We start from the raw sequence: 19,905 nt of genomic DNA on the forward strand, positions 1-19,905 counted from the left end.
ATCATGCAACCGGGTTCTCGGTTCAGGAACCGGATTCCGGGGTCGACGGCGGGGTCGGGGTCGGCGTCCCCTCCGGGGCGGGCGCGGAGCCTTCCGCCGGGGGGGTCGATCCGCCTTCGCCTTCCGGTTCGTCGCGGGCCTGCCACAGTTGCTTCAACTGGCCGAAGCTGCGGAGCGGGACGCTGCCGGCCAGGGCATCCTTGGACAGGGGGGGCGGCGGCGGGGCCGGCTTGGCGGGACGGGGCGGGAGCACCGTCTTGGGAGCGGACGGCTCGGGCGGGCGTCCGCCCCCCTGGCCGCCGAACCGCGAGCCGCCCCGATTGGGGCCGCCGAACCGAGATCCGCCCCCGCCGGCCGGGCCGCGGAACGGCGCCCGGTCGCCGGGGCGAGCCCCGCCGGGGCCGCCACCGGCCGGGGGCGAGGTCAACTGCGACGGCGGGGCGCTCTCGCGCCGCGGGCCGCCCGGGCCGGCCGGACGGCGGGCGCCGCCGCGGCCTTCCTGCCCTTCGCCCTGCGGGCGTCGGCCGCCGCCGGCACCCGCGCCCGCCGGGCCGCGTTCGCTGCGGGGGCGTTCGGTGCCGGGCTTGACCATCGTCAAGGAGACCCGCTTCCGCTCCCCGTCCACGCCCATGACCCAGACCGACACCACGTCGCCGACGCTGACCACGTCGTGCGGGCTCTTGATGTAGCGGTTGGCGAGCTGGCTGATGTGGACCAGGCCCGAGTCCTTGAGGCCGATGTCCACGAACGCGCCGAAGTCGACGACGTTGAGGACCGTGCCCTTCAGCTCCATGCCGGCTTCGAGGTCTTCGAGCTTGAGGACGCCCTTCTTGAAGATCGGCTTGGGCAGGTCGTCGCGCGGGTCGCGTTCGGGGCGGGCCAGCGCCTCGAAGATGTCGCGGAGGGTCGGCTCGCCGACCTCCAGCTCGCGGGCCATCGCCGCGACGTCGGCCTCATCGAGCTTCGCATGGAGCTCGGGCAGCCGCTCGCGCTGGCGGACGACGTCCGGGGTGAACCCGAGCTTCTCCAGCACCTTCTCGGCGGTGGCGTAGCTTTCCGGGTGGACCCAGGTCCGGTCGAGCGGGTTCTCGCCGCCGCCCAGCTTGAGGAAGCCCGCCGCCTGGGTGAAGGTGGACGGGCCGACCCCTTCGACCTCCATCAGCTGGGCCCGGCTGGTGTACGGCCCCTGCTGGGCCCGCCGCTCGACCACCCGGCGGGCGGTCAGCTGGTTCATGCCGGACACGTGGCGGAGCAGCGGGATGCTGGCCGTGTTGAGGTCCACGCCGACGAAGTTCACGCAGCTGGAGATCACCCCTTCGAGCGACTCCTTGAGCTGCTTGGGGTTCACGTCGTGCTGGTACAGGCCGACGCCGATGTTCTGCGGCTCGATCTTGACCAGCTCGGCCAGGGGATCCTGGAGCCGGCGGCCGATCGAGATCGTGCCCCGGACCTTGTCGTCGAAGTCGGGGAACTCTTCGCGGCCCACCGGGCTGACCGAGTAGACGCTGGCGCCCGCCTCGTTGACGATCACGTAGGCGAGCTGGGCGAGCTGGGCGTCGGCGGCGTGCGGCCGGGGCGGGGGCGGCGGGCCCTTGGGCTTGGCGGGGCGGGGGTTATCCCCCCCCTTGCCCGACCGGCCTCCCTTGGACCCGCGCGGCTGGTTCTCCTTGCGGCCCTGCCCCTCGCCGCCGGCGGTGGCGGCATCGGCCGGCAGGACGTCCTTGACGCCCGATTCCGGGGGCGTGGGCGTGCCCGACGGGATGACATCCTTGACCCCATGCTCGGGCAGGACGATCTCGGGGGCATCCCCGGTCCCTTCCGCCTTGGGTTCGGCCGTCACGGTCGCTTCCGCCTTGGGTTCGGCGGGCTGTGAGGCTTCGGCACCGGGCTCGGCCGGCTTCGAGGCGGCCGGGTCGATGGCCGGGATCTCGTCGCGGATGCCGTCGGCGGGCAGGTGCGACGGGGTTGCGGCCGGCTCGTCGGGGGCCGGGGCCGAGCCCGAGGTCGGGGGCGGCGGGGTGTCGGACGCGGACGGGGGCGGCGTCAGCTCGGCGGCGGTCGGCTCGGCCGGCTTGGGCTCCTCGTCGGCCTCGGGCGATCCGCCGGAGATCGGCTTGGGCGTCTCCTGGTTGGCGGGGTTCCGGGTCTGTTCGGAGTGCTCCAACGCGTCGGCCTGGTCGGCGTGGCGTTCGGGCGTCTCCCCCTCGGAGGTCGCCGACGGCGGCGGGGGCGGGTTCTCGCCCGGGTTGTTCGCCTCGGGCTTCTCCTCGCCCTCGGCGGGCGCGCCGCCGGAGATCGGCGGGATCGATTCGGACGAAGAGCCGCTGCCCTCGCCGGCCGGGGTGGCCTGCGGCTCGGAGGCGCCGTCGCCGTTGGTCGAGGCGTGGGCCTCGACGGCCGGGGTCGCTCCCGCGTCGGCGGGCGGGGCCTCGGCCGAGCCTTCGGCCGGCGTCTCGGTCGCCTGCCCCTCGGCGGGGGTCGCCTCGGCGGCCGGGGTTTCGGGGACGGCCAGGGCGGCGTCGGGGTTGTTGTGGAAGTGGGTCCCCTCGGAGATGATCTCGGCGATCAGCTCCTCGGTCTCGCGGCAGGCGGTGCCGTTGCCGATGGCCACGACGCCGACCTTGTGCTTGCCCACGAGATCCTTGAGGTAGACCTTGGCCTCGTGGCGTCGGTTCTGGGGCGGGTGCGGATGCATCACGCCGTGGTCCAGCAGCTCGCCGTGCTCGCCCAGCACCGCGACCTTGCAGCCGTTGCGGAACCCGGGGTCGATCGCCAGGACGACCTGCTTGGGGATCGGCGGCTGGAGCAGGAGGCTGCGGAGGTTGCGGGCGAACACGTCCACCGCGTGGCGTTCGGCCATCTCGGTGAGGTCGCGGCGCACCTCGCGTTCCATGCTCGGCATCAGCAGGCGGTCCAGCGCGTCCAGGGCCGAGGCCCGGAAGAAGTCGGCCTGGGGGTGCCCGTCCAGCGGGAGCTGGGCGAAGGTGGCGGACTCCAGGTCGGCGCGGGACACGTCCAGCTTGACCTTGAGCGGGCCTTCCTTATCGCCCCGGTTGATGGCCAGGACGCGGTGCGGCGGGATCTGGGCGATCGGCTCGGAGTAGGCGAAGTAGTCGCGGTACTCGAGCCCTTCCCCCTCGGGGATGTCGCTCTTGGTGGTGCTGACCTTGCCGGTCTTCCAGACCACCCGGCGGACGGCGTCGCGGACCACGGCCAGCTCGTTGATGGCCTCGGCCAGGATGTGGCCGACCCCTTCCAGGACCTTCTCGACGGTGTCGAGTTCCTTCTCCGGGTTGACGAACTCGGCGGCGGCCCCCGGCAGGTCGGTCAGGGTCTCGTCGTGGTTCCAGACCCGGAGGGCGAGCGGTTCGAGCCCGCGCTCTCGGGCGTCCGAAGCCTTGGTCTTCTTCTTGGGCTTGAACGGGAGGTAGAGGTCTTCCAGCCGCTTGGAGTTGTCGGCGGCCCGGATCGCGGCGGCCAGCTCGTCGGAGAGCTTCCCCTGGGCCTCGATCGCCTTGAGGATCGTCTCCTTCCGCTCGGCGAGTTCGCGGAGCCGGCCCACGCGGAGCTGGATCTCCCGGATCGCCACCTCGTTCAGGTTGCCGGTCCGTTCCTTGCGATACCGGGTGATGAAGGGCACCGTGTTGCCTTCGTCGAGCAACTGGACGACGCTCTCCACCTGAACGCGCCGGATTTGCAGATCCTGCGCGATCCGGCCCAGGTCGACCTGAATCGGATTGTCCATGGCAAGGGGCACCTGATAGGAAGAACGGCGACGACACGGCGGGGTCCGCCACCTCGAAGAGGGTCGCGGAACAAGCGCGCGGACCATCCAAGGATCCGAGATTCGAGAACAGACCGCTCACTGTATGGGATGCCAACCCGCATGTCAAGCATCCGGGCTGCACCACGCCTAATCCCGAACCTTCCATCGTTAGAGGAGTTGGGTTGAAACGCCGAGCGGGAAAGCTGGGCAAGATGATCCAGGTCAAGACCAATCCGGGCGGCGACCCCGGCCCGGGGCGGGGTCGCCGAGCCGCGGATCAGGGGGTGAGGACGACCTTGGTGCATTCCCCCGGATGCGAGTGGAACGTGTGGTAGCCCTCGGCGGCGTCGGCCAGGCCCATGCGATGCGAGATGATGAACGAGGGGTCGATCCGGCCGTCCTGGATCGTCTCCAGCAGCGGTTTGAGGTAGCGATGGACGTGGGTCTGGCCCATCTTCAGGGTCAGCCCCTTGGAGAAGGCCGCGCCCAGGGGGAACTTGTCGGGCAGGCCGCCGTAGACGCCGGGGATCGAGACCGTCCCCCCCTTGCGGCAGGCCTGGATCGCCTGGCGGACGGCGGTGATCCGGTCGGTGGTCAGCCACAGCGCCGCGCGGGCGCGGTCGTAGGCGGCGCCCAGGGTGTGGCCGTGGGCCTCCAGGCCGACCGCATCCATGCACGAATCCGGCCCCCGGCCGCCGGTCTTCTCCTTGAGGGTCTCGAACACGTCCTGCCGGCTGAAGTCGACGGTCTCCGCCCCGCCGGCCTCGGCCATGCGGAGCCGGGCGGCGATCCGGTCGATCGCGATCACCCGCTCCGCCCCGAGCAGGAAGGCGCTGCGGATGGCCAGCTGGCCGACCGGGCCGCAGCCCCAGATCGCCACGGTGTCGCCGCGCTCGATCTGGCAGTTCTCGGCGGCCATGTAGGCCGTGGGGTAGATGTCGGACAGGAACAGGACCTTCTCGTCGTCCAGCCCGTCGGGGATCACGATCGGCCCGACGTCGGCGAACGGAACGCGGACGTACTCCGCCTGGCCGCCGGCGTATCCGCCGAACATGTGCGAATAGCCGTAGAGGGCCGACGCCGAGAAGCCGTAGGCCATCTCGGCGATCGAGGCGTTGGGGTTGCTGTTGTCGCACAGCGACCACAGTTGCTTGCGGCAGAAGAAGCAGTTCCCGCACGAGATCGTGAACGGGACCACCACGCGGTCGCCGAGCTTGAGGTTCCGCACCTCGCGGCCCAGCTCGACCACCTCGCCCATGAATTCATGGCCGAGGATGTCCCCCTTCTGCATGGTGGGGATGTAGCCGTCGTAGAGGTGGAGGTCCGACCCGCAGATGGCGGTCCTGGTGACGCGGAGGATCGCGTCGCGGGGGTTGATGATCTTCGGGTCGGGGACGGTCTAGACGCGGACCTTCCCCTTCCCCTCCCAGCACAGGGCTTTCATGGATGCGATGACCTCGGGTGGGCGGCCTGGTGGTGTCGGTCCGGATCGGTCGCGCCGGCTCAGGCGCGGCCCGAGGGCTGCCCCTCGACGGTGGCCAACTCGCCGGCCTCCATCAGCTGCTTGAAGCGGCGGAGGTCCTCGCGGACGCTGGCGTCCGGGTCCTTGCCGATGAGCCGGGCGATCGCCAGGCCGGCGGCCCCGAGGGGCGCCTCGTAGTTCACCTCCAGGGTGACCACGGTGCCCCGCCCGCCGGTGGCCGGGTCGAACCGGACCGTGCCGGCGTGCTCCACGTGGGCGCCGGGCAGGGTCTTCCAGGCGATCAGATGGTCGGGCACGTCGTTGATGACCTCGGTCTCCCAGGTCGACGTCTCGCCCATCGGCCCTTTCGTGACCCACCGCGCCCGGTTCTCGCCGGACTTCTCGACCGACTCGACGTCGACCATGAAGCGGGGGAGCTGCTCGACGTCCTGCCAGGCCCGGTACAGGTCCGCGGCCGGCCGCTCGATCGTGACGCTGTGCTTCACCAGCCGGCCGTTGTGGACGCGGTGGCCCTCGGCGTGGCTGCCGGGCTTCGCCGTGTTGATGCCCAGGGCGCAATACGCCTGGCAGTGGCCGGTGACGGCCCGGTAGACCAGGGAGCCGCCGAGGATGGCCATCCCGAGGCCGGGGAACGAGCCACGCCGCAGGCCGGCGGAGATCAGCAGGGCGCCGCCGATGCCGGAGGCCCATCGTTCCGCGTCGGCGACGTTGATCTCCCCCGCGTGGGGGGCATGGTCCCGCGACAGTGCCAGGTGGTCCATGATGAGGGCTCCGATGGTGAGGGGAATGGGTCGCGACCGTCGGGCGATGGGCCCACCCGCCCGCACAATCCATGCCGACCGCACCATGCGAAGACGCCCGCGCCGCCGGCCGGGGCCGGCGGCGCGGGCGTCTCGATGGATCCGAGTCGGGCCGGCGATCAGCCGCCCCGGCTGCCCTGGAAGAAGAACGGCCAGTAGTCCGGCCCCGGCCCGGGGGCGAACGAGTCGAGGTCGTAGATCGGGACATAGCTGCCGCGATCGTAGTACATCCCGACCGGCTTCCTCTGGTTCACCAACTGCTGGACCGCCCGCAGCGGGCGAGGCCAGGCCTTCGACTCGGCCGTGATGGTGCTCCGGCCCGGCGACCCGTAGAAGAACGGGTAGACCGAGGCGGTGTCGTCGGCCGGCAGGCGGACGCCATAGAGGCCCTGGTCGCAGACGGTGTTGGTCGGCAGGATCTTGCCGCGATCGGCGAACCGCGTCCCGTAGAAGTTGTCGCGGTACGGGTCCTTGGGCAGCCCGGTGTTGATCGGGTAATCGAACCGGCGGATCAGGCCGCTCCGCTCCCGGACGTCGGGCCGGTGGGGCTGGGGGACCTGGGCGCGGGCCGGGCTCGCTCCCCCGGCCCAGGCCAGGGCCAGGAGCATGACGGCCAGCGAAGCCGGGCGGGGCCCGGCGGGGAATCGGCGTCGCATCGCAACCTCCATGTCGGACGCAAGGTGGCCCGACCGGCGGACGGTGCCGGTCGGGCCCAGATCTCCGGGGGTCCGGGCGAAGGCCCCGCCCGACCGGCCATTCCAGGCCGGTCGGGCGCGGGCCCCGAGATCAGGGGGTGTCGGGGGTGTAGGGCGGGAAGGAGAAGAAGTCACGCGGCGACCGGGTGGTCACGACGTAGGGGGTGTAGCCCGGGGTCAGCGGGATCGGCCCGCCCGCCCCGACGAAGTACTTGATCTTGTTCTTGTGGTGGAACAGGCCGCCCAGGGCGAGACCCTTGAGCTTGGAGCAGAGGCCGCAGCCCCTGCCGCCGCACGCACCGCACCCGCCCTTGTTGAACAGGCCGCAGAGGCCGCAGCCCTTGCCGCCGCACGCCCTGCAGGGGTCGCCGCCGCCGTGGCCGAAGCCGCCGCCGTGGCCCTTCTTGAACAGGCCGCAGAGGCCGCAGCCCTTGCCGCCGCACGAGCCGCAGGGGTCGCCGCCGCCGTGGCCGAAGGTGCAGCCGGGCTCGGTGCACGGGCCGGACGGCATGTAGCCCTGGGGCGACGAGGCCACGGGGGCCGGGATCACCTTGGTCGGGGACTGGGCCGAGGCCAGGGTGTGGATCGGGACGCCGGGGCCGCTGGTCTCGCAGACGCCGCAGCCCTTGCCCTTGCACAGCCCGCAGTTCTTGAACCGCTTGGCGTGCCCCAGGCCGCACCCGCCGTCGTCGCAGCCGCCGCCGCCGTGGCCCTTGAACAGGCCGCAGCCGCCGCCGCCATGACCGAGCCCGCAACCGCCGTCGCCGCAGCCCTTGTCACCCTTGTGGAACAGGCCGCCGCAGCCCAGCAGGCCGCAGCCGCCGCCGCCATGACCGAGCCCGCCGCCGCCGTGGCCCAGGCCGCAGCCCAGGATCCCGCAGCCGTGGCCGGCCTTGCCGAAGTAGCCCCCGTGGAGGCAGGACATGAATCCGTCTTTGGCGTAGTGGCCGTAGGGGATCGGGGGGGCGTAGTACGGCCCGCCGGTGCGGACGTCCTGGGCGAGGACCTCGCGGGGGATGGTCTTGTGGAAGCCATCGGCCGAGGCCGTCCGGGAGGTCGCCAGGGTGCTGGCCAGGGCGACGGCCAGGCTCAATCCTCGCCAAAATCCGATGCGCATGATCACTCCATTGTCATTCGACGCAGGGGTTCCCTCCTGGAGATGGTAGAAATGCGCGAGCGGTGGCGAGGCCCGCACCATCCTGCGCGGGCCAGGGCCATCAGTCGTCAGCCGGGCCTCGATCGCCGATCCGGCCGGGGAGCCTTCCCCGTCCGGCCGTCAAGATCAATTTGAGATGGCCTCGGCTACCGGGTTATTCATCGGCCGAACCGGGGGCCTGCTGGAGCGTTTTCGAAGCGAGACGACCCCTCCCCTCGGGCGAGGGTGGGGTCGTCGGGACTCGCCGGGTTGCCCCGGGGTCCGATCTCCGGTTTGCGGATTGCCGCTGGAGCGGCGGGGCTCAGCGGCGGGGGCCGTAGACCATCCCCGCGGGGATGGCGTCCGCCCCGGTGGCCTCCGGGTTCATCGCGGCCATCGCGGCGGCGGCGCGGGACTTGGAGCGGGCCTGGTCGCGGGCGAAGGCCCGGGACTCACGCCACTCGCTGCCGATCGCCGACCAGCCGAACAGGTGGCCCAGGATTTTGGGGTTCGCCTCCGACCGCCGGTGCTGGTAGGGGGCCGAGCTGACGCCCATCATCGGGTCGGGGGCCGCCACGGCGCGGCCGGGGGCCGACATCGCGGCCGACGCGGGGCCGGCCGGGGCGGCCATCCCCATCGCGCCGGCGTTGCCGTTGGAGAAGTTGGTCCGCACCACGCCGATCGGCATCGGGCCTTCTTCCGACGAGGCCAGGCCCATCCCGGGGGCCGCGGCGGCCGGGGCCGACGCCACGGCGCGGCCGGGGGCCTCGGCCGGGGCGGCCGAAGGCGCGGCGTCCGGCATCATCGTCACCTGCCCGGGCATGTCCAGCACCGCCTGGCAGGCCGGGCAGACGCCGTTGCGGGAGTGGGCACAGGCCACGATCCGGCCCTGCGACGGCATGGCGCGGGCCTGGGCCTCGGTCATCACCATCGGGGCCGAGCCCACGGCCCGGGTCACCGGGGCCACCGGGGCGCCCGGCGACGGGTTCGCCTTCACGACCCGCCCATCCAGGCCGACCGTCTGGGCCGGGGTCCTGAATCCGCCCTTGGCGTAGGAAGGGATGTCTCCCGCCTGGGCGGCGAGGGGCGCGGCCACCGTCAGGCCGACCAGCGCGAGTTTCGTCCGTGCGAAGCGATGCATCCGGGGAACTCCTTTCCCAAATCCGACCCGCGGCCGAAGGGGCACGCCCCGGCCATCTGGCCCGGGGCAGCCGATCGGCCGCTCCTCTTGTGCCTCGAAACCGTCCGCCTCGACACCCCCGCCGCGACCGCCTCCGGCGACGCGACGACGGCTGGACGATGCTCCTCGCGGACGTCCTCACAACCAGGGAGATCGACCGGGGGGCCGCCTCGTCTTGCGGAAAATCGGCGCAATCCATCCGTCGCGATCGACGGGCAGATCCGAAACGACCGGATTGCGATGGCGGCCGGCCCGGGGAGTCGGCAGACTAGGCCGGGTCGACGACCAAGGCCGGGCCCCGATGGGGCGAGGAGTTTCGGGATCATGAAGCTGTATTTCGCCGGGCCCCTGTTCACCCAGCCCGAACGCGACTGGAACGCGAGGATGGCCGCCGCGCTGACCGAGGCGGGGCACTCCGTCTTCCTGCCGCAGACCGAGGTCAAGGCGATCGCCACGCTCGACGCCGACACCATCTTCGCGGTCGACGTGGACGGCGTCCGGGGGGCCGACGCCGTGGTCGCCGTGATGGACGGGGCCGACCCGGACAGCGGGACCAGCTTCGAATGCGGCCTGGCCTACGCCCTGGGGCTGCCGATCGTCCTGCTCCGCACCGACTTCCGCGCCGGGGGGGATGCCCTGCCCGGCCAGAAGCTGGCCACCATCAACCTGATGCTCTCGCAGGCCGCCGTCGCCATCGTGGCCCGCCCCGACCCCGGCGCCCGGTTCGAGGACCTGGCCGCCGACCTGATCGCCGCCCTCAAGGATCTCCCCCCGGCCGGGCCGAGGGTCGAGCGACTCTGAACCGTCACCGGGGCGGGCGGACCCCCGCCTTGACCCGGGGCTTGATCGGCCGGTCCGAGAACGCCGCCTTGAAGGTCACCCGGATCGGCCGGGCCCCGGGCGATTCGGCGACGATCCGGGCCAGCACCACGTCGTCCCCCTCGCTCACTTTCACGCCCGCCGGGCCGATCGGGTCCTCGATGGCGATCGCGACATCGGGGCGGCCGAACCAGAGTTCCGGCTCATAGTCGACGGTCGAATCCTCGCCCCCCGCCTCGCAGCGGATCGAGACCCGGCCCCGGGGGTGGTCCGGCCACGGCTCCCGGATCGCGATCGACAGCCGCCCCTCGCCGTTCGCCAGGAACAGGGCATCGTGGAGGAACGGCTCGGGGTTGTCCGCCGTCCCCTCGATCTCCATCGTCGCCCGGATATACCCCCGGACCCCGTCCAGGACGAACCCGATCGGCGCGATTTGGGCCCCCGGTTCGACCCGGGCCTGCACCTCGGCCCCGGATCGGCGGACCGCGACCGATGCGGGCGGCGTCGCGATCGGGGTCTCCGCCGGATGGCAGCCGGGCAGGGAGGCCAGGAACAACAACGGGACGAGCGGGCGGAAGTTCGAAGCCAAGGGTTCCATCCCATCGCGACGAGGACGGCCGGGCGGGACGATCATCGCCCGATGGGCCCGGCCCTCGGCCCGCCAGTCTACCAGCCCGAGGCGGGGCTGCCCACGCGAGGCCCCCCGCCCACGGCCCCGGGCGTGCTCGGCGTCAGGCGAACAGGCCAGGGATCGGCGTGCCGCCGTCGACGATCTTGATCGGCCGGCCCAGGGGGCTCATGTTCTCCTTGGTCGGGTCGATCTTGAGCGAGCGGCAGAAGCTGGCCATCAGGTCGACCACGCCGACCGGGGTGTCCTTCACGGCGGTGCCGTCCGGGGTGGACGCGCCGATGACCTGGCCCCCCTTCACGCCGCCGCCGGCCAGGGCGATGCTGAAGACGCGCGGGAAGTGGTCGCGGCCGGCGTCGGGGTTGATCTTCGGGGTCCGGCCGAACTCCCCCATCCAGACGACCAGGGTGCGGTCGAGCATGCCCCGCGACTTGAGGTCGGCGATCAGCGTGGCATAGCCGACGTCGTTCGACGAGGCATTCCTGGCGACCGCCTCGTTGACGCCCTTGTGGTTGTCCCACCCGCCCTGGCGGACCTCGACGAACGTGACGCCGGCCTCGACCAGCCGCCGGGCCAGCAGGCAGCCCTGGCCGAACGGGGTGGCGCCGTAGCGGGCCCGGACCTTGGCGTCTTCCTGGTCGACGTCGAACGCCTTCATTCGGGGGGAGAGGATCATCTTCTGCGTCTGCTTGTAGGTGTCGTGGTGCTCCTGGACCCGGTCCAGCCCGCCGGTGTTGCCGAACCCGGCGACCTCCATCGAGTAGAGCAGCCCCATCCGCCGGACGAACCGCTTCTCGTCGACCGCGAGGTTGACGTTGGTCGGCGGCTTGAGCGGATTGGGGACGTGGAACGGCTCGTACTTGGCCCCCAGCATCCCCGCCCCCACGCCGTCGGCGTTGCCGCCGATGCTGACGATGTGCGGCAGGTCGAACTTGGCGTCCCCCAGCTCGGCGGCCGTCACGCAACCGAAGCTCGGGTGCTTCACCGTGCCCGACGGGGCGTAGCCGGTGTGGAGCTGGTACGTCGCCCTCTGGTGGTTGCCTTCCTTGTTGTTCATCGAGCGGATCAGGGCGATGTCGCCCATCACCTTGGCCACGTTGGGCCAGTGGTGGGCGATCTGGATGCCCGGCACGGCCGTCTCGATGGCCCGGGTCTCCCCGCCGGTCTCGGTGCCCGGTTTGGGGTCCCAGGTGTCGAGCTGGCTGGGCCCGCCCCCCATCCACAGGAGGATGCAGGCCATCTGCTTCTTGCGCAGTTCTTCGGCCCGGACCGCCATCAGGTCGGTGAAGCTCAGGCCGGAGAGCCCCGCCGCGCCCAGGCCGATCCCGCGCAGGAAGCCCCGCCGGCCGACCACGCCCCGGGCATCCATCGCGACCTTCACGAGGCTGGAAGTGAACATGGACGGGCCCTCCCGATGGGCTTAGAGTCGGGCAAAAAATAACCTAGTGAGAACCATGGAAACTCATTTGTTCCTACGCGGAAAAATATTATGTCTTGTATCTATCAAACATTTCGTCGATGACGAACTCTCCGGGTTTGCTCTCACGTAACCTACGACGTCGCTCATCTGCGAGGTCCACCGCCTCACGAATACCTACTCCGCTAGCCTCTCTGATCGCCTTCACGGCGTTGATCGTCCAACCTCGTAAGATAAAATTATCTATACGATTCAATTGTTCATCATTGAAAGTTGGGCTCATTCAATATCTCCCCCGAAACGCCCTTACTTCAGCTTATCGCATGCTCAGGATTCACCAGGCTATACTTGCCCGCTTCCTAATTTAGCGCCGGCTGATGAATTCGGTGGAGTTGACGAGGGCCCAGAGGATGTCCTCGAACGCCTCGATGCGGTTGGGGCAGGCCTGGAAGTAGCGCCCGCAGGCGGCCACCTCCTTGGGGTTGGGCCGGCGGGCCAGGACCCGGAGATAGAGGGCATCCAGCACGGCGCGGTTGTCCGGGGTGCTGCTCAGGAGCTTGCCGAGCATCGAGTCGGGCCGGGCCTTGACCCCGCGCGTCACCATCGGCCCGTTCATCATGAACAGGGCCTGGGGGATCGTGCCCATCACCGTGTCCGGGGGCACCGAGGGATCGACGCCGAACACGTCATCCACCAGCCGGCGCTGGTTGTTGCGGTCGGCGAGGAGCTTGGCGGCGGCGGCATCCTGCACCTCCTTGGGCTGGTCGGGCAGCGCGGCGCGGGCGGCCTTCGCGGCCTTGGCCATCGCCCTCGGCCTCTGGGCCGGGCCGGCGTAGCCGAGGTCGAGCGCGTGGGCCAGGGCGTCATAGATCTGGTCGGCCCGGAGCCGGCTGGGGCAGATCGACGCGAACGCGGTCCGGCCGGCCGCCGTGTTCGACGACCGCGCCGCCCTCTGGTACGCCTTGGTGTTGAGGATCGTGCGGAACAGCCAGCGGATGTCGTAGCCGGTGGCCTCCCACTTCTTCGCCAGCAGGTCCAGGACCTCGGGCGACGCGGCCTCGCGGGTCGGCCCCATGTCGTCGACCGGGTTGTAGAACCCTTCGCCCATCAGGCAGAACCAGACCCGGTTGACGAACGCCCTGGCGAACCACGGGTTCTTGGGCGACGCGACGTAGTCGGCCGCCAGTTCCAGCCGGCGGTCGGCCTTCACGGCGTGGGAGAGGGCGGGCTCGTCGCCGAGGAAGAACTTGGGGACGACCGGGATCTGCTTCTTGGGGTCCTTGAGGTCGACCATCGTGTATTTCGGGGCCCCCTTGGCGGCGACCTCGAAGACCTGCCGCTTGCCCGGCTCGGGCTTCTCGACCCGGCGGGACTTGACCCCCGCGAAGAAGGCGGCGAACTCGTGGAACTGCTGCCGTTTCCAGGGGTCGCTCGGGTGGTCGTGGCACTCGGCGCACTGGATCTGGATGCCCAGGAAGACGCGCGACACCTCGCCGGCCATCTCCGGGGCCTTGGCCTCCTCGGACAGCGCGAACACCACCGCGCCGTTCTCGTCGTCGCGGCCGGTCGCGGTGATGATCGATCGGGCGATCTCGTCCCACGGCCGGTCGTCGTCGAGCTGCTCGGCGAGCCAGTCGACCAGGAGCGCCCAGTTGAGTTGCCGGGGGTTCTCGTTGGGCGACCGGAACGCGATCACGTCGCGCCAGTACCGGGCCCAGTTCCGGCTGTAGTCGGGGTGGTCCAGCAGCGCCTCGATCAGGGCCGCCCTCTTGTTGCGGTCCCGCGACGTGACGAACTGGCGGATCGAGCCCGGGGTGGGCAGGCTGCCGAGGACATCCAGGTAGAGCCGGCGGATGTATTCCTCATCCGTGGCCTGCGAGGCGAGCGGGGTCTTGTTCGCGGCCAGCCCCTTCTCGATCAGGGCGTCGAGGGCCGCAGACTCCGGCGCCGGGACGGCCCGCGCCACCGGGGCCTTGGCCGCCTCGGCCGGCTTCGCGTCCTTCCCGGCCCCGTCGGCCCCCCGGGCCGAACCCGCCGCGCCGAACGAGCCCCAGATCACCGCGAGCGTGGCCATCCCGACCGCCGCCCGTCCCCTGCTCGCGTTCGTCATGGTGCCGGCCATCCTGATAGACCCATCGACCCCGCACGCCACGCCGCCGAGAGAACCGCCCGCCGACCACCCGATAGAACCCCGGCCCGGGCGGGTGGTGTCGCCCCACTCATCATACGCCGGCGCCCGATCGTTCGGGACGATCAACGCGGGATGAGTTCCAGGATCATCACGACCAGGACGACGACGCTGACGACCGTCAGCAGGCCGCCGGGCATGAACTTGCGGCTGGCGAGGAACCGGGGGGCGAAGAAGGCGAGCATGACCGCGGACAGCACGGCGCCGAGGGCGAAGCCGCCCCTGGTCTGGTTGGAAAGCCAGGCGGCGCCCAGGGCCGTCACGCCGCTGGCGACCCCGGCGATCAGGGAGGCGCTGCTGCCGGCCTTGCGGAAGCCGATCAGGCCGCCGGCGGCGAGCAGGGCGGCGTAGATTCCCAGGGCGATCTGCCCCACGAACGGGCTGAGCATGGGCGGTCGGACTCCGGTGGGACGGTCGGGACGTCAGGGGTGCGGGTCGCGGAACGGGGTGCCGGGGCCGATCGCATCCAGCAGGCCCTGGATTCGCGATTCCAGCTCGGCGGTGATCGGGCCGATCGCGTCGCGGGGCTTGCCCGCCTCGGCGATCAGTCGAGTCACGTCGATCGGATCGCCGATGTGCACGATCGCCCGGCGGGGGCCGCTGGGGGGCGGGGCGTCGTCCCCCATCAGGTCTTCCTCGAACTTGCGGATCGTCTCGGCGATCCGGTCGATCGAGGGGAGCGTGCGGACATAGTCGCCGGGATAGCTGAACAGTTGCAAGGCCACGTGGAGGTCGTCGAGGTCGCGGCGGGCCTGTTGCTCCGCCTCCGGGGCGAGGTCGGGGCGGGCCAGGTCGTCCAGGCAGCACCGTCGCAGCTCCTTGACGCGGATCGGGGCCGGGTCGGCGCGGCGGCGGCCGGCCCTCCGGTCCTCGATCCGGCCCAGGATCGCCTCGCGGACCGCCGCGATCCGCGCCGGGATCGGCCCCGAGCCGGGCGAGCCGAGGTGTTCGGCTTCCTTGAGGGCCACCTGCGTCTCGGCCAGGTCGTAGATCCGATCCACGAGGCCATGACCGGCGACGCGATCCGCCCTGGCCAACGCCTCCAACGTCCCGATCCGGGCGTAAAGGCTCCCGACCTGGGCGTCCTCGTCGCAGAAGCGGTACTTGGTCGCGACCGGCAGGACGTAGGTGGATTTGCCGGCCGCGGACAGGCGTTTGGCGGCCGTCACCGCCATCGCGGCGGCCCCTTCGCGGATCGGCGTGATCCGATCCGACAGGTGGTAGACCTCCCCTTCCGGGAAGACGACCACGGGGCGACCCCGGGCCAGGAGGTCGACGGCGGTCTTGAACGCCTTGAGGTCGGTGCCGTCGCGGTCGATCGGGAAGCCGCCGATCCGGGGCAGGACCGACCGGGCGTTGCCCTGGAAAAGCTGGACGGCCGCCATGTAGGCGAACCCGCCCCCGCACCGGGCGGCGACCTCGAAGGCGACGTAGGGGTCGGCCTGGTCGGGGTGGTTGGGGGCGATCAGCACGCCGTCGCCCCGGGCGCGGATCGCCGCGAGGTGCTCGGCCCCCGACAGCTCGACGGCGGCGATCCCCTGCTCCCGGCGGAGGATGCGGCGGTTGTAGGCCCGGGCGAGCCATCCCGCCGCCCGGCCGAAGCTCGGCGGGGCGATCTCTCCGGCGGCCGGGTCGTCGGGCGGCAGGCGACGCATGGGTGACGACCTCGGGTCAGGATCGCGATCGGGGCGCCGGCCGCACCAGCATCAGCAGCAGGAGGCCCGCGCCGACGCCGAACAGCCCGGCCTTGAAGTTCTCGCCGAGGAACAACATCACGGCGAACAGGCTGATGCAGAGCGAGAAGACGACCGTCAGGCCGGTGCGGATCGCGTTGGACCAGGGCCGTCGCGAGGCGAGGCCGGTCGGATCGGGCCGCATCCTCACGCCCCAGCGGCCCTCGGGCTCGCCCTCGTCGTCGTCGCCGATGTAGAGGACGTCGGGGTCGAGGCCGAGCTTCGGGGGCCGGGCGTTTCCCTTCGGCCGCGACGACGGGAACGGCGGCAGGCCGCCCGTCCCGCAGCGCGGGCAGCGGAGCCATTCGGGCGAGGCGACCGACGGGGCCTCCAGGCCGACCCCGCAGCGCGGGCACGGATAGACGACGGTGGCCACGAAGTCCTGATCCAACGGCCTGGCCTCGCGCTGAAGGGAGTGGGGGCGCCCGGGGCGATCGTAATCGAAGCGGGGCCGCCCCGCACGGGAAAACCGGCCCCGATCGCCTCCCCCGGCGGCCGTGATGCCTTCCCCCGCCGCCCCCGGGCCTTTACCATGAACCGGGGGCACCCCTCCGCCCCGCGATCACCCCTCCCTCGTCGCCAGGAAGTCCGCCGCCATGAGCGTCCCGAACGCGGTCCCCCGCCTCCAGATGGTCGACATCGCCAAGCACTTCGGCGGGGTCCGCGCGCTGGGGGGGGTCAACCTCGCGGCCTATGCGGGGGAAGTCCATTCGCTGTGCGGGGAGAACGGGGCGGGCAAGAGCACGCTCATGAAGATCCTCTGCGGGGCGATCACGGATTACGAGGGGCAGATCCTCCTGGACGGCCAGCCCGCCAGATTCTCGGGCCCGCGCGACGCCGAGGACGCCGGGATCCGGATCATCCACCAGGAATTGAACCTGGTGCCCGACCTGTTCGTGACCGCCAACATCTACCTGGGCCGGGAGAAGACCAAAGCCCTCGGCTTCCTCGACGACCGGGCGATGGAACGGCACGTCGAGGAGCTGTTCGCCCGGCTGGGCACGCCGATCTCCCCCCGGGCCCGGGTCGGCGACCTCCGGATCGGCGACCAGCAGGTGGTGGAGATCGCCAAGGCGCTGGCCTTCCAGGCGTCGATCTTGATCATGGACGAGCCGACCTCGGCGCTGTCGGATGCCGAGGTCGCCCGCCTGTTCCGGGTGATCCGCGACCTGAAGGCGGCCGGCACGACGATCCTCTACATCTCGCACAAGATGAACGAGGTGTTCACCCTGTCCGACCGCGTGACCGTGCTCCGCGACGGCAAGTTCGTCGCCACGGCCCCCAGTTCCGAGACCTCGCCGGCCCAGGTGGTGCGCTGGATGGTCGGGCGCGAGATCGCCGAGATGACCCTGGAGCATCGCCCGTCCACCGGCCGGGTCATGCTGGACGTGGCCAACCTCCACCTGCCCAGCCCGCCCGGCAGCGGCCGGCCGGCCCTGGCGAACCTGAATTTCAGCGTGGAGGCCGGCGAGGTCGTCGGCGTCGCCGGCCTGCTGGGGGCCGGTCGGACCGAGTTGCTCGAATCCCTGTTCGGCGCCACGGCGACCCCGCCGTCCGGGACGATCCGCCTGGATGGCAAGCCCGTCCGGTTCCGCGAGCCCGCCGAGGCGATCGCCGCCGGGGTGGCCCTGGTCACGGAGGATCGCAAGTCCCTGGGCCTGTTCCCCGAGATGGTGGTCGGCCAGAACATCACGATCCGCCGGCTCGACGCCCTCACCCATGCCGGGCTGGTCAGCTCCCGCGCGGAACGGGCGGCGGTGGCCGAGTCGATCCAGAAGCTGGCGATCAAGACCGACGGCGGGGGCGCCATGATCACCAGCCTCTCCGGCGGCAATCAGCAGAAGTGCATCATCGCCCGCTGGCTGCTGATCGGCCCGAAGCTCCTGCTCCTGGACGAGCCGACCCGCGGCATCGACGTCGGCGCCAAGGCCGAGATCTACACCCTGATCCGCCGCCTGGCCACCCAGGGCATGGCCGTGCTGATGACCTCCAGCGAGCTGCCCGAACTCCTGGCCGTGTCCGACCGCATCCTCGTGCTCTGCGAGGGGCGGATCACCGCCGACATGCCCCGCGCCGACGCCGACGAGGAGAACATCATGCACGCCGCGACCCAGTTCCTCGACCGCGTCGCGGGCTGAGGCGTGCGACGAGGGGGAGTCGATCCGGCGCCGGCGGCCGGATCGACTCCCCCTCGGGTGCGCGGGCCGCGTGGCCTCGGGGCCACATCCCGCGCCTCGTCCCGGGATCAGATCAGAAGAACATCGCGAACCGCATCCAGAAGGTCTGGTACTCCTGGATCGACCCGGGCCCGACCAGCGGGATCGCCCGGTTGAAGCCGGTCGAGACGTAGTCGGCGCTGAGGCGGGTGTACTTGTTCGGCCACCAGTTGAGGCCGACCATCAGGTTGCCCATGCGGTTGGTCGAGCGGGCGGAGTCGGCGAACCCGTTGGCGATGTCGGAGGTGCCGGCGTTGAACTCGGACCACTGGGCGGCGATCTGCCAGGCACCGGGGCCATACTGGCCACGCGACGGGATGAACGGGAGGAGCGGTTCGATCGTCGAATAGCCCTGGAACCCGCTGCCCTTGAAGTCGCGCTCGCCGGTCAGCCAGTATGAGGCGTTGACGTAATAGCCGCGTTGCGTCGAGTTGGCGCGGTTGGTCCCGTCGGTCAGCTCGCGGGAGAAGTCCATGTATTCGGCCAGGACGCTGAACCGGCCGAACCAGTAGATGTGGGGGGCGACCCGGGTGCGGATCCCGTCGGCCGCGACGCCGTCCTTGTAGACGAAGAACGGGAGCCCGACGACGGTCGTGAAGCTCGGGTTGGTGGTGGCCTCGCCGTTGTTGGTGTAAGCGATCCCTGACTGATCGAGCTTGTAGCGATTGTTGCCCACGGACACGCCGACGCCGGCGCCCAGGCCCTCCCAGATCGTGCCCGCCCAGTCGTCGCCCCGGAACGGGGTGACGTCGATCGCCCCGTTGTATTCGATGTTCCGGTTGAGGTTGCCGAAGGCGCTGGTCCCCTCGTTGCTCATGCCGGACCACCACTGGACGCGATCGCCGAAGTTCGTCCCGGTCAGCATCAGGCCGATCGGACGCTTCGCGGCGAGCTGATACAGCGGCGAGTTCGTGATCACCGGCTCCAGGGCCGGGGAGAAGGCATAGTACTCGTACAGGGGGGGCGCCAGCCCCTTGCCGGCCCGGAGCGTGATGTTCTCGGTGAGGTGCCAGGCCATGAACAGGTCGAGCAGGTTGAACGTGCCCAGCGACCCCTGGACGCCGACCTGATAGCTGAAATCCTTGGTGATATTGCCGTAGAGGTAGGTACGAGCGAACGGGATGTTGAAGCCCTGCTCGATCGTGGGCAGGTTCGCCCGGTCGAAGAAGGTGCCGTCGACGGTGATCTGGTTGGACAGGTTGAGCGTGAACTCGTCGTTGAACGAGGTGATGCCGAAGTAGCCGCCGCCGCCGTTCGGGCCGGTCGCGTCGTGGTGGTAGCGATAGCGGGCCCGCGACAGCGGATAGTCGTCGGCGTCCGCCTTCTCGGGCTGGTCGGACGCGAAGGCCCCGGAGTGGTAGCGTTCGGGCACGCCGTCGGCATAGCCCGGGCCGACCCCGGTCCCCGGCCCGGTCGGGGCCGCCTCATGGCGGGCGGGCGGCCCCCCCCCTCCGGCGCGGAGGCCGGCGACCTCGTCGCGGAGCCGGAGGACCTCCTGCTGGAGCTTTCGCGTCTCGTCGACCTCCGCCCGGAGTTTGCGGAACTCCTCCATCAGTTCGGCGTTCGTCGCGGACGCGGGCGGATCGAGCGGGGCGACGGCGGGGGGCTCCTGGCCGCTGGAATCCCGGCCCATCGCCGCGAGGCAAAGCATACCCAGGGCGATCGAGCGATGCGATTTCGCCGATCGGAGCCGGTCCAGAAAGCCATCCCTTGCAGTCATCGGAGGACACCCCGCTTCCCGCCGTTTGATCGAAGACCCATCAAGAAGGACGAATTTTAGCCCCTCGCCGTTCTGATAATCGGCTCAACCCCAACACTTCATCAGGCTTTTCCGGGCTCCGATCC

At 71.0% G+C, this 19,905-nt stretch carries 14 protein-coding genes and 1 pseudogene; 2 read left to right on the plus strand and 13 right to left on the minus strand.

What is annotated here, in order from left to right:
* Positions 1–22 precede the first annotated feature (22 nt).
* The 6 genes and pseudogenes from TA3x_RS26385 to TA3x_RS26410 all read right to left on the minus strand — a co-directional run bounded on the left by TA3x_RS26385 (position 23) and on the right by TA3x_RS26410 (position 9,020).
* Positions 23–3,745 (minus strand): Tex-like N-terminal domain-containing protein, encoded by a 3,723-nt coding sequence (locus TA3x_RS26385; RefSeq protein ID WP_435017660.1) that lies wholly within the window; start codon positions 3,743–3,745, stop codon positions 23–25.
* Between the two features lie 298 nt (positions 3,746–4,043).
* Positions 4,044–5,210, minus strand: a pseudogene (locus tag TA3x_RS26390) (zinc-dependent alcohol dehydrogenase).
* A 59-nt stretch (positions 5,211–5,269) separates the two neighbouring features.
* The gene (locus tag TA3x_RS26395) at positions 5,270–6,010 is read right to left on the minus strand and encodes an SRPBCC family protein (RefSeq protein ID WP_435017661.1); all 741 of its coding nucleotides are present in this window, start codon (positions 6,008–6,010) and stop codon (positions 5,270–5,272) included.
* 158 nt (positions 6,011–6,168) lie between these two features.
* Positions 6,169–6,705, minus strand: coding sequence for a hypothetical protein (locus tag TA3x_RS26400; protein ID WP_435017662.1), 537 nt, complete (start codon positions 6,703–6,705; stop codon positions 6,169–6,171).
* A 130-nt stretch (positions 6,706–6,835) separates the two neighbouring features.
* Positions 6,836–7,861: a hypothetical protein gene (locus TA3x_RS26405; RefSeq protein ID WP_435017663.1), complete on the minus strand. Its 1,026-nt coding sequence runs from the start codon at positions 7,859–7,861 to the stop codon at positions 6,836–6,838.
* 340 nt (positions 7,862–8,201) lie between these two features.
* Entirely contained in the window at positions 8,202–9,020 is an 819-nt protein-coding gene (locus tag TA3x_RS26410; RefSeq protein WP_435017664.1) for a hypothetical protein, read from the minus strand.
* 363 nt (positions 9,021–9,383) lie between these two features.
* On the opposite strand from TA3x_RS26410, the gene TA3x_RS26415 reads away from it, so the two are divergent.
* Positions 9,384–9,860, plus strand: coding sequence for a nucleoside 2-deoxyribosyltransferase (locus TA3x_RS26415; RefSeq protein WP_435017665.1), 477 nt, complete (start codon positions 9,384–9,386; stop codon positions 9,858–9,860).
* 4 nt (positions 9,861–9,864) lie between these two features.
* Here the strand turns inward: TA3x_RS26415 and TA3x_RS26420 are convergent, their stop codons facing one another.
* The 6 genes from TA3x_RS26420 to TA3x_RS26445 form a co-directional block, all read right to left on the minus strand.
* Complete coding sequence (locus tag TA3x_RS26420; RefSeq protein ID WP_435017666.1) at positions 9,865–10,467, minus strand: hypothetical protein; 603 nt, start codon at positions 10,465–10,467, stop codon at positions 9,865–9,867.
* Between the two features lie 142 nt (positions 10,468–10,609).
* Positions 10,610–11,905, minus strand: coding sequence for a DUF1501 domain-containing protein (locus TA3x_RS26425; RefSeq protein ID WP_435017667.1), 1,296 nt, complete (start codon positions 11,903–11,905; stop codon positions 10,610–10,612).
* A gap of 382 nt (positions 11,906–12,287) precedes the next feature.
* On the minus strand, positions 12,288–14,033 hold the full coding sequence (locus tag TA3x_RS26430; RefSeq protein ID WP_435017668.1) for a DUF1549 domain-containing protein: 1,746 nt from the start codon (positions 14,031–14,033) through the stop codon (positions 12,288–12,290).
* Positions 14,034–14,176: 143 nt separating this feature from the next.
* Positions 14,177–14,500, minus strand: a complete 324-nt coding sequence (locus TA3x_RS26435; RefSeq protein ID WP_435017669.1) for a TMEM14 family protein — start codon at positions 14,498–14,500, stop codon at positions 14,177–14,179.
* Between the two features lie 33 nt (positions 14,501–14,533).
* Positions 14,534–15,766: a 1-acyl-sn-glycerol-3-phosphate acyltransferase gene (locus TA3x_RS26440; RefSeq protein ID WP_435017670.1), complete on the minus strand. Its 1,233-nt coding sequence runs from the start codon at positions 15,764–15,766 to the stop codon at positions 14,534–14,536.
* Between the two features lie 16 nt (positions 15,767–15,782).
* A complete protein-coding gene (locus TA3x_RS26445; protein WP_435017671.1) occupies positions 15,783–16,235 on the minus strand; it encodes a hypothetical protein in 453 nt (150 codons plus the stop codon).
* Between the two features lie 205 nt (positions 16,236–16,440).
* Between TA3x_RS26445 and TA3x_RS26450 the strand changes: the two genes are divergently transcribed.
* Positions 16,441–17,982, plus strand: coding sequence for a sugar ABC transporter ATP-binding protein (locus TA3x_RS26450; RefSeq protein ID WP_435017672.1), 1,542 nt, complete (start codon positions 16,441–16,443; stop codon positions 17,980–17,982).
* 112 nt (positions 17,983–18,094) lie between these two features.
* Here TA3x_RS26450 and TA3x_RS26455 read toward each other — a convergent pair whose 3' ends face one another.
* Positions 18,095–19,711, minus strand: coding sequence for a porin (locus TA3x_RS26455; RefSeq protein WP_435017673.1), 1,617 nt, complete (start codon positions 19,709–19,711; stop codon positions 18,095–18,097).
* Between the last annotated feature and the right edge of the window lie 194 nt (positions 19,712–19,905).

The sequence above is a fragment of the Tundrisphaera macrotermitis genome (assembly GCF_051175315.1).
Lineage (GTDB): Bacteria > Planctomycetota > Planctomycetia > Isosphaerales > Isosphaeraceae > Tundrisphaera.

What these genes read in the sequence shown, in the direction of transcription:
- TA3x_RS26435 (WP_435017669.1), bottom strand. Translation starts at nt 14,500, where the DNA reads ATGCTCAGCCCGTTCGTGGGGCAGATCGCCCTGGGAATCTACGCCGCC.
- TA3x_RS26425 (WP_435017667.1), bottom strand. Translation starts at nt 11,905, where the DNA reads ATGTTCACTTCCAGCCTCGTGAAGGTCGCGATGGATGCCCGGGGCGTG.
- TA3x_RS26455 (WP_435017673.1), bottom strand. Translation starts at nt 19,711, where the DNA reads ATGCTTTGCCTCGCGGCGATGGGCCGGGATTCCAGCGGCCAGGAGCCC.
- TA3x_RS26385 (WP_435017660.1), bottom strand. Translation starts at nt 3,745, where the DNA reads ATGGACAATCCGATTCAGGTCGACCTGGGCCGGATCGCGCAGGATCTG.
- TA3x_RS26395 (WP_435017661.1), bottom strand. Translation starts at nt 6,010, where the DNA reads ATGGACCACCTGGCACTGTCGCGGGACCATGCCCCCCACGCGGGGGAG.
- TA3x_RS26430 (WP_435017668.1), bottom strand. Translation starts at nt 14,033, where the DNA reads ATGACGAACGCGAGCAGGGGACGGGCGGCGGTCGGGATGGCCACGCTC.
- TA3x_RS26450 (WP_435017672.1), top strand. Translation starts at nt 16,441, where the DNA reads ATGAGCGTCCCGAACGCGGTCCCCCGCCTCCAGATGGTCGACATCGCC.
- TA3x_RS26405 (WP_435017663.1), bottom strand. Translation starts at nt 7,861, where the DNA reads ATGCGCATCGGATTTTGGCGAGGATTGAGCCTGGCCGTCGCCCTGGCC.
- TA3x_RS26440 (WP_435017670.1), bottom strand. Translation starts at nt 15,766, where the DNA reads ATGCGTCGCCTGCCGCCCGACGACCCGGCCGCCGGAGAGATCGCCCCG.
- TA3x_RS26410 (WP_435017664.1), bottom strand. Translation starts at nt 9,020, where the DNA reads ATGCATCGCTTCGCACGGACGAAACTCGCGCTGGTCGGCCTGACGGTG.
- TA3x_RS26415 (WP_435017665.1), top strand. Translation starts at nt 9,384, where the DNA reads ATGAAGCTGTATTTCGCCGGGCCCCTGTTCACCCAGCCCGAACGCGAC.
- TA3x_RS26400 (WP_435017662.1), bottom strand. Translation starts at nt 6,705, where the DNA reads ATGCGACGCCGATTCCCCGCCGGGCCCCGCCCGGCTTCGCTGGCCGTC.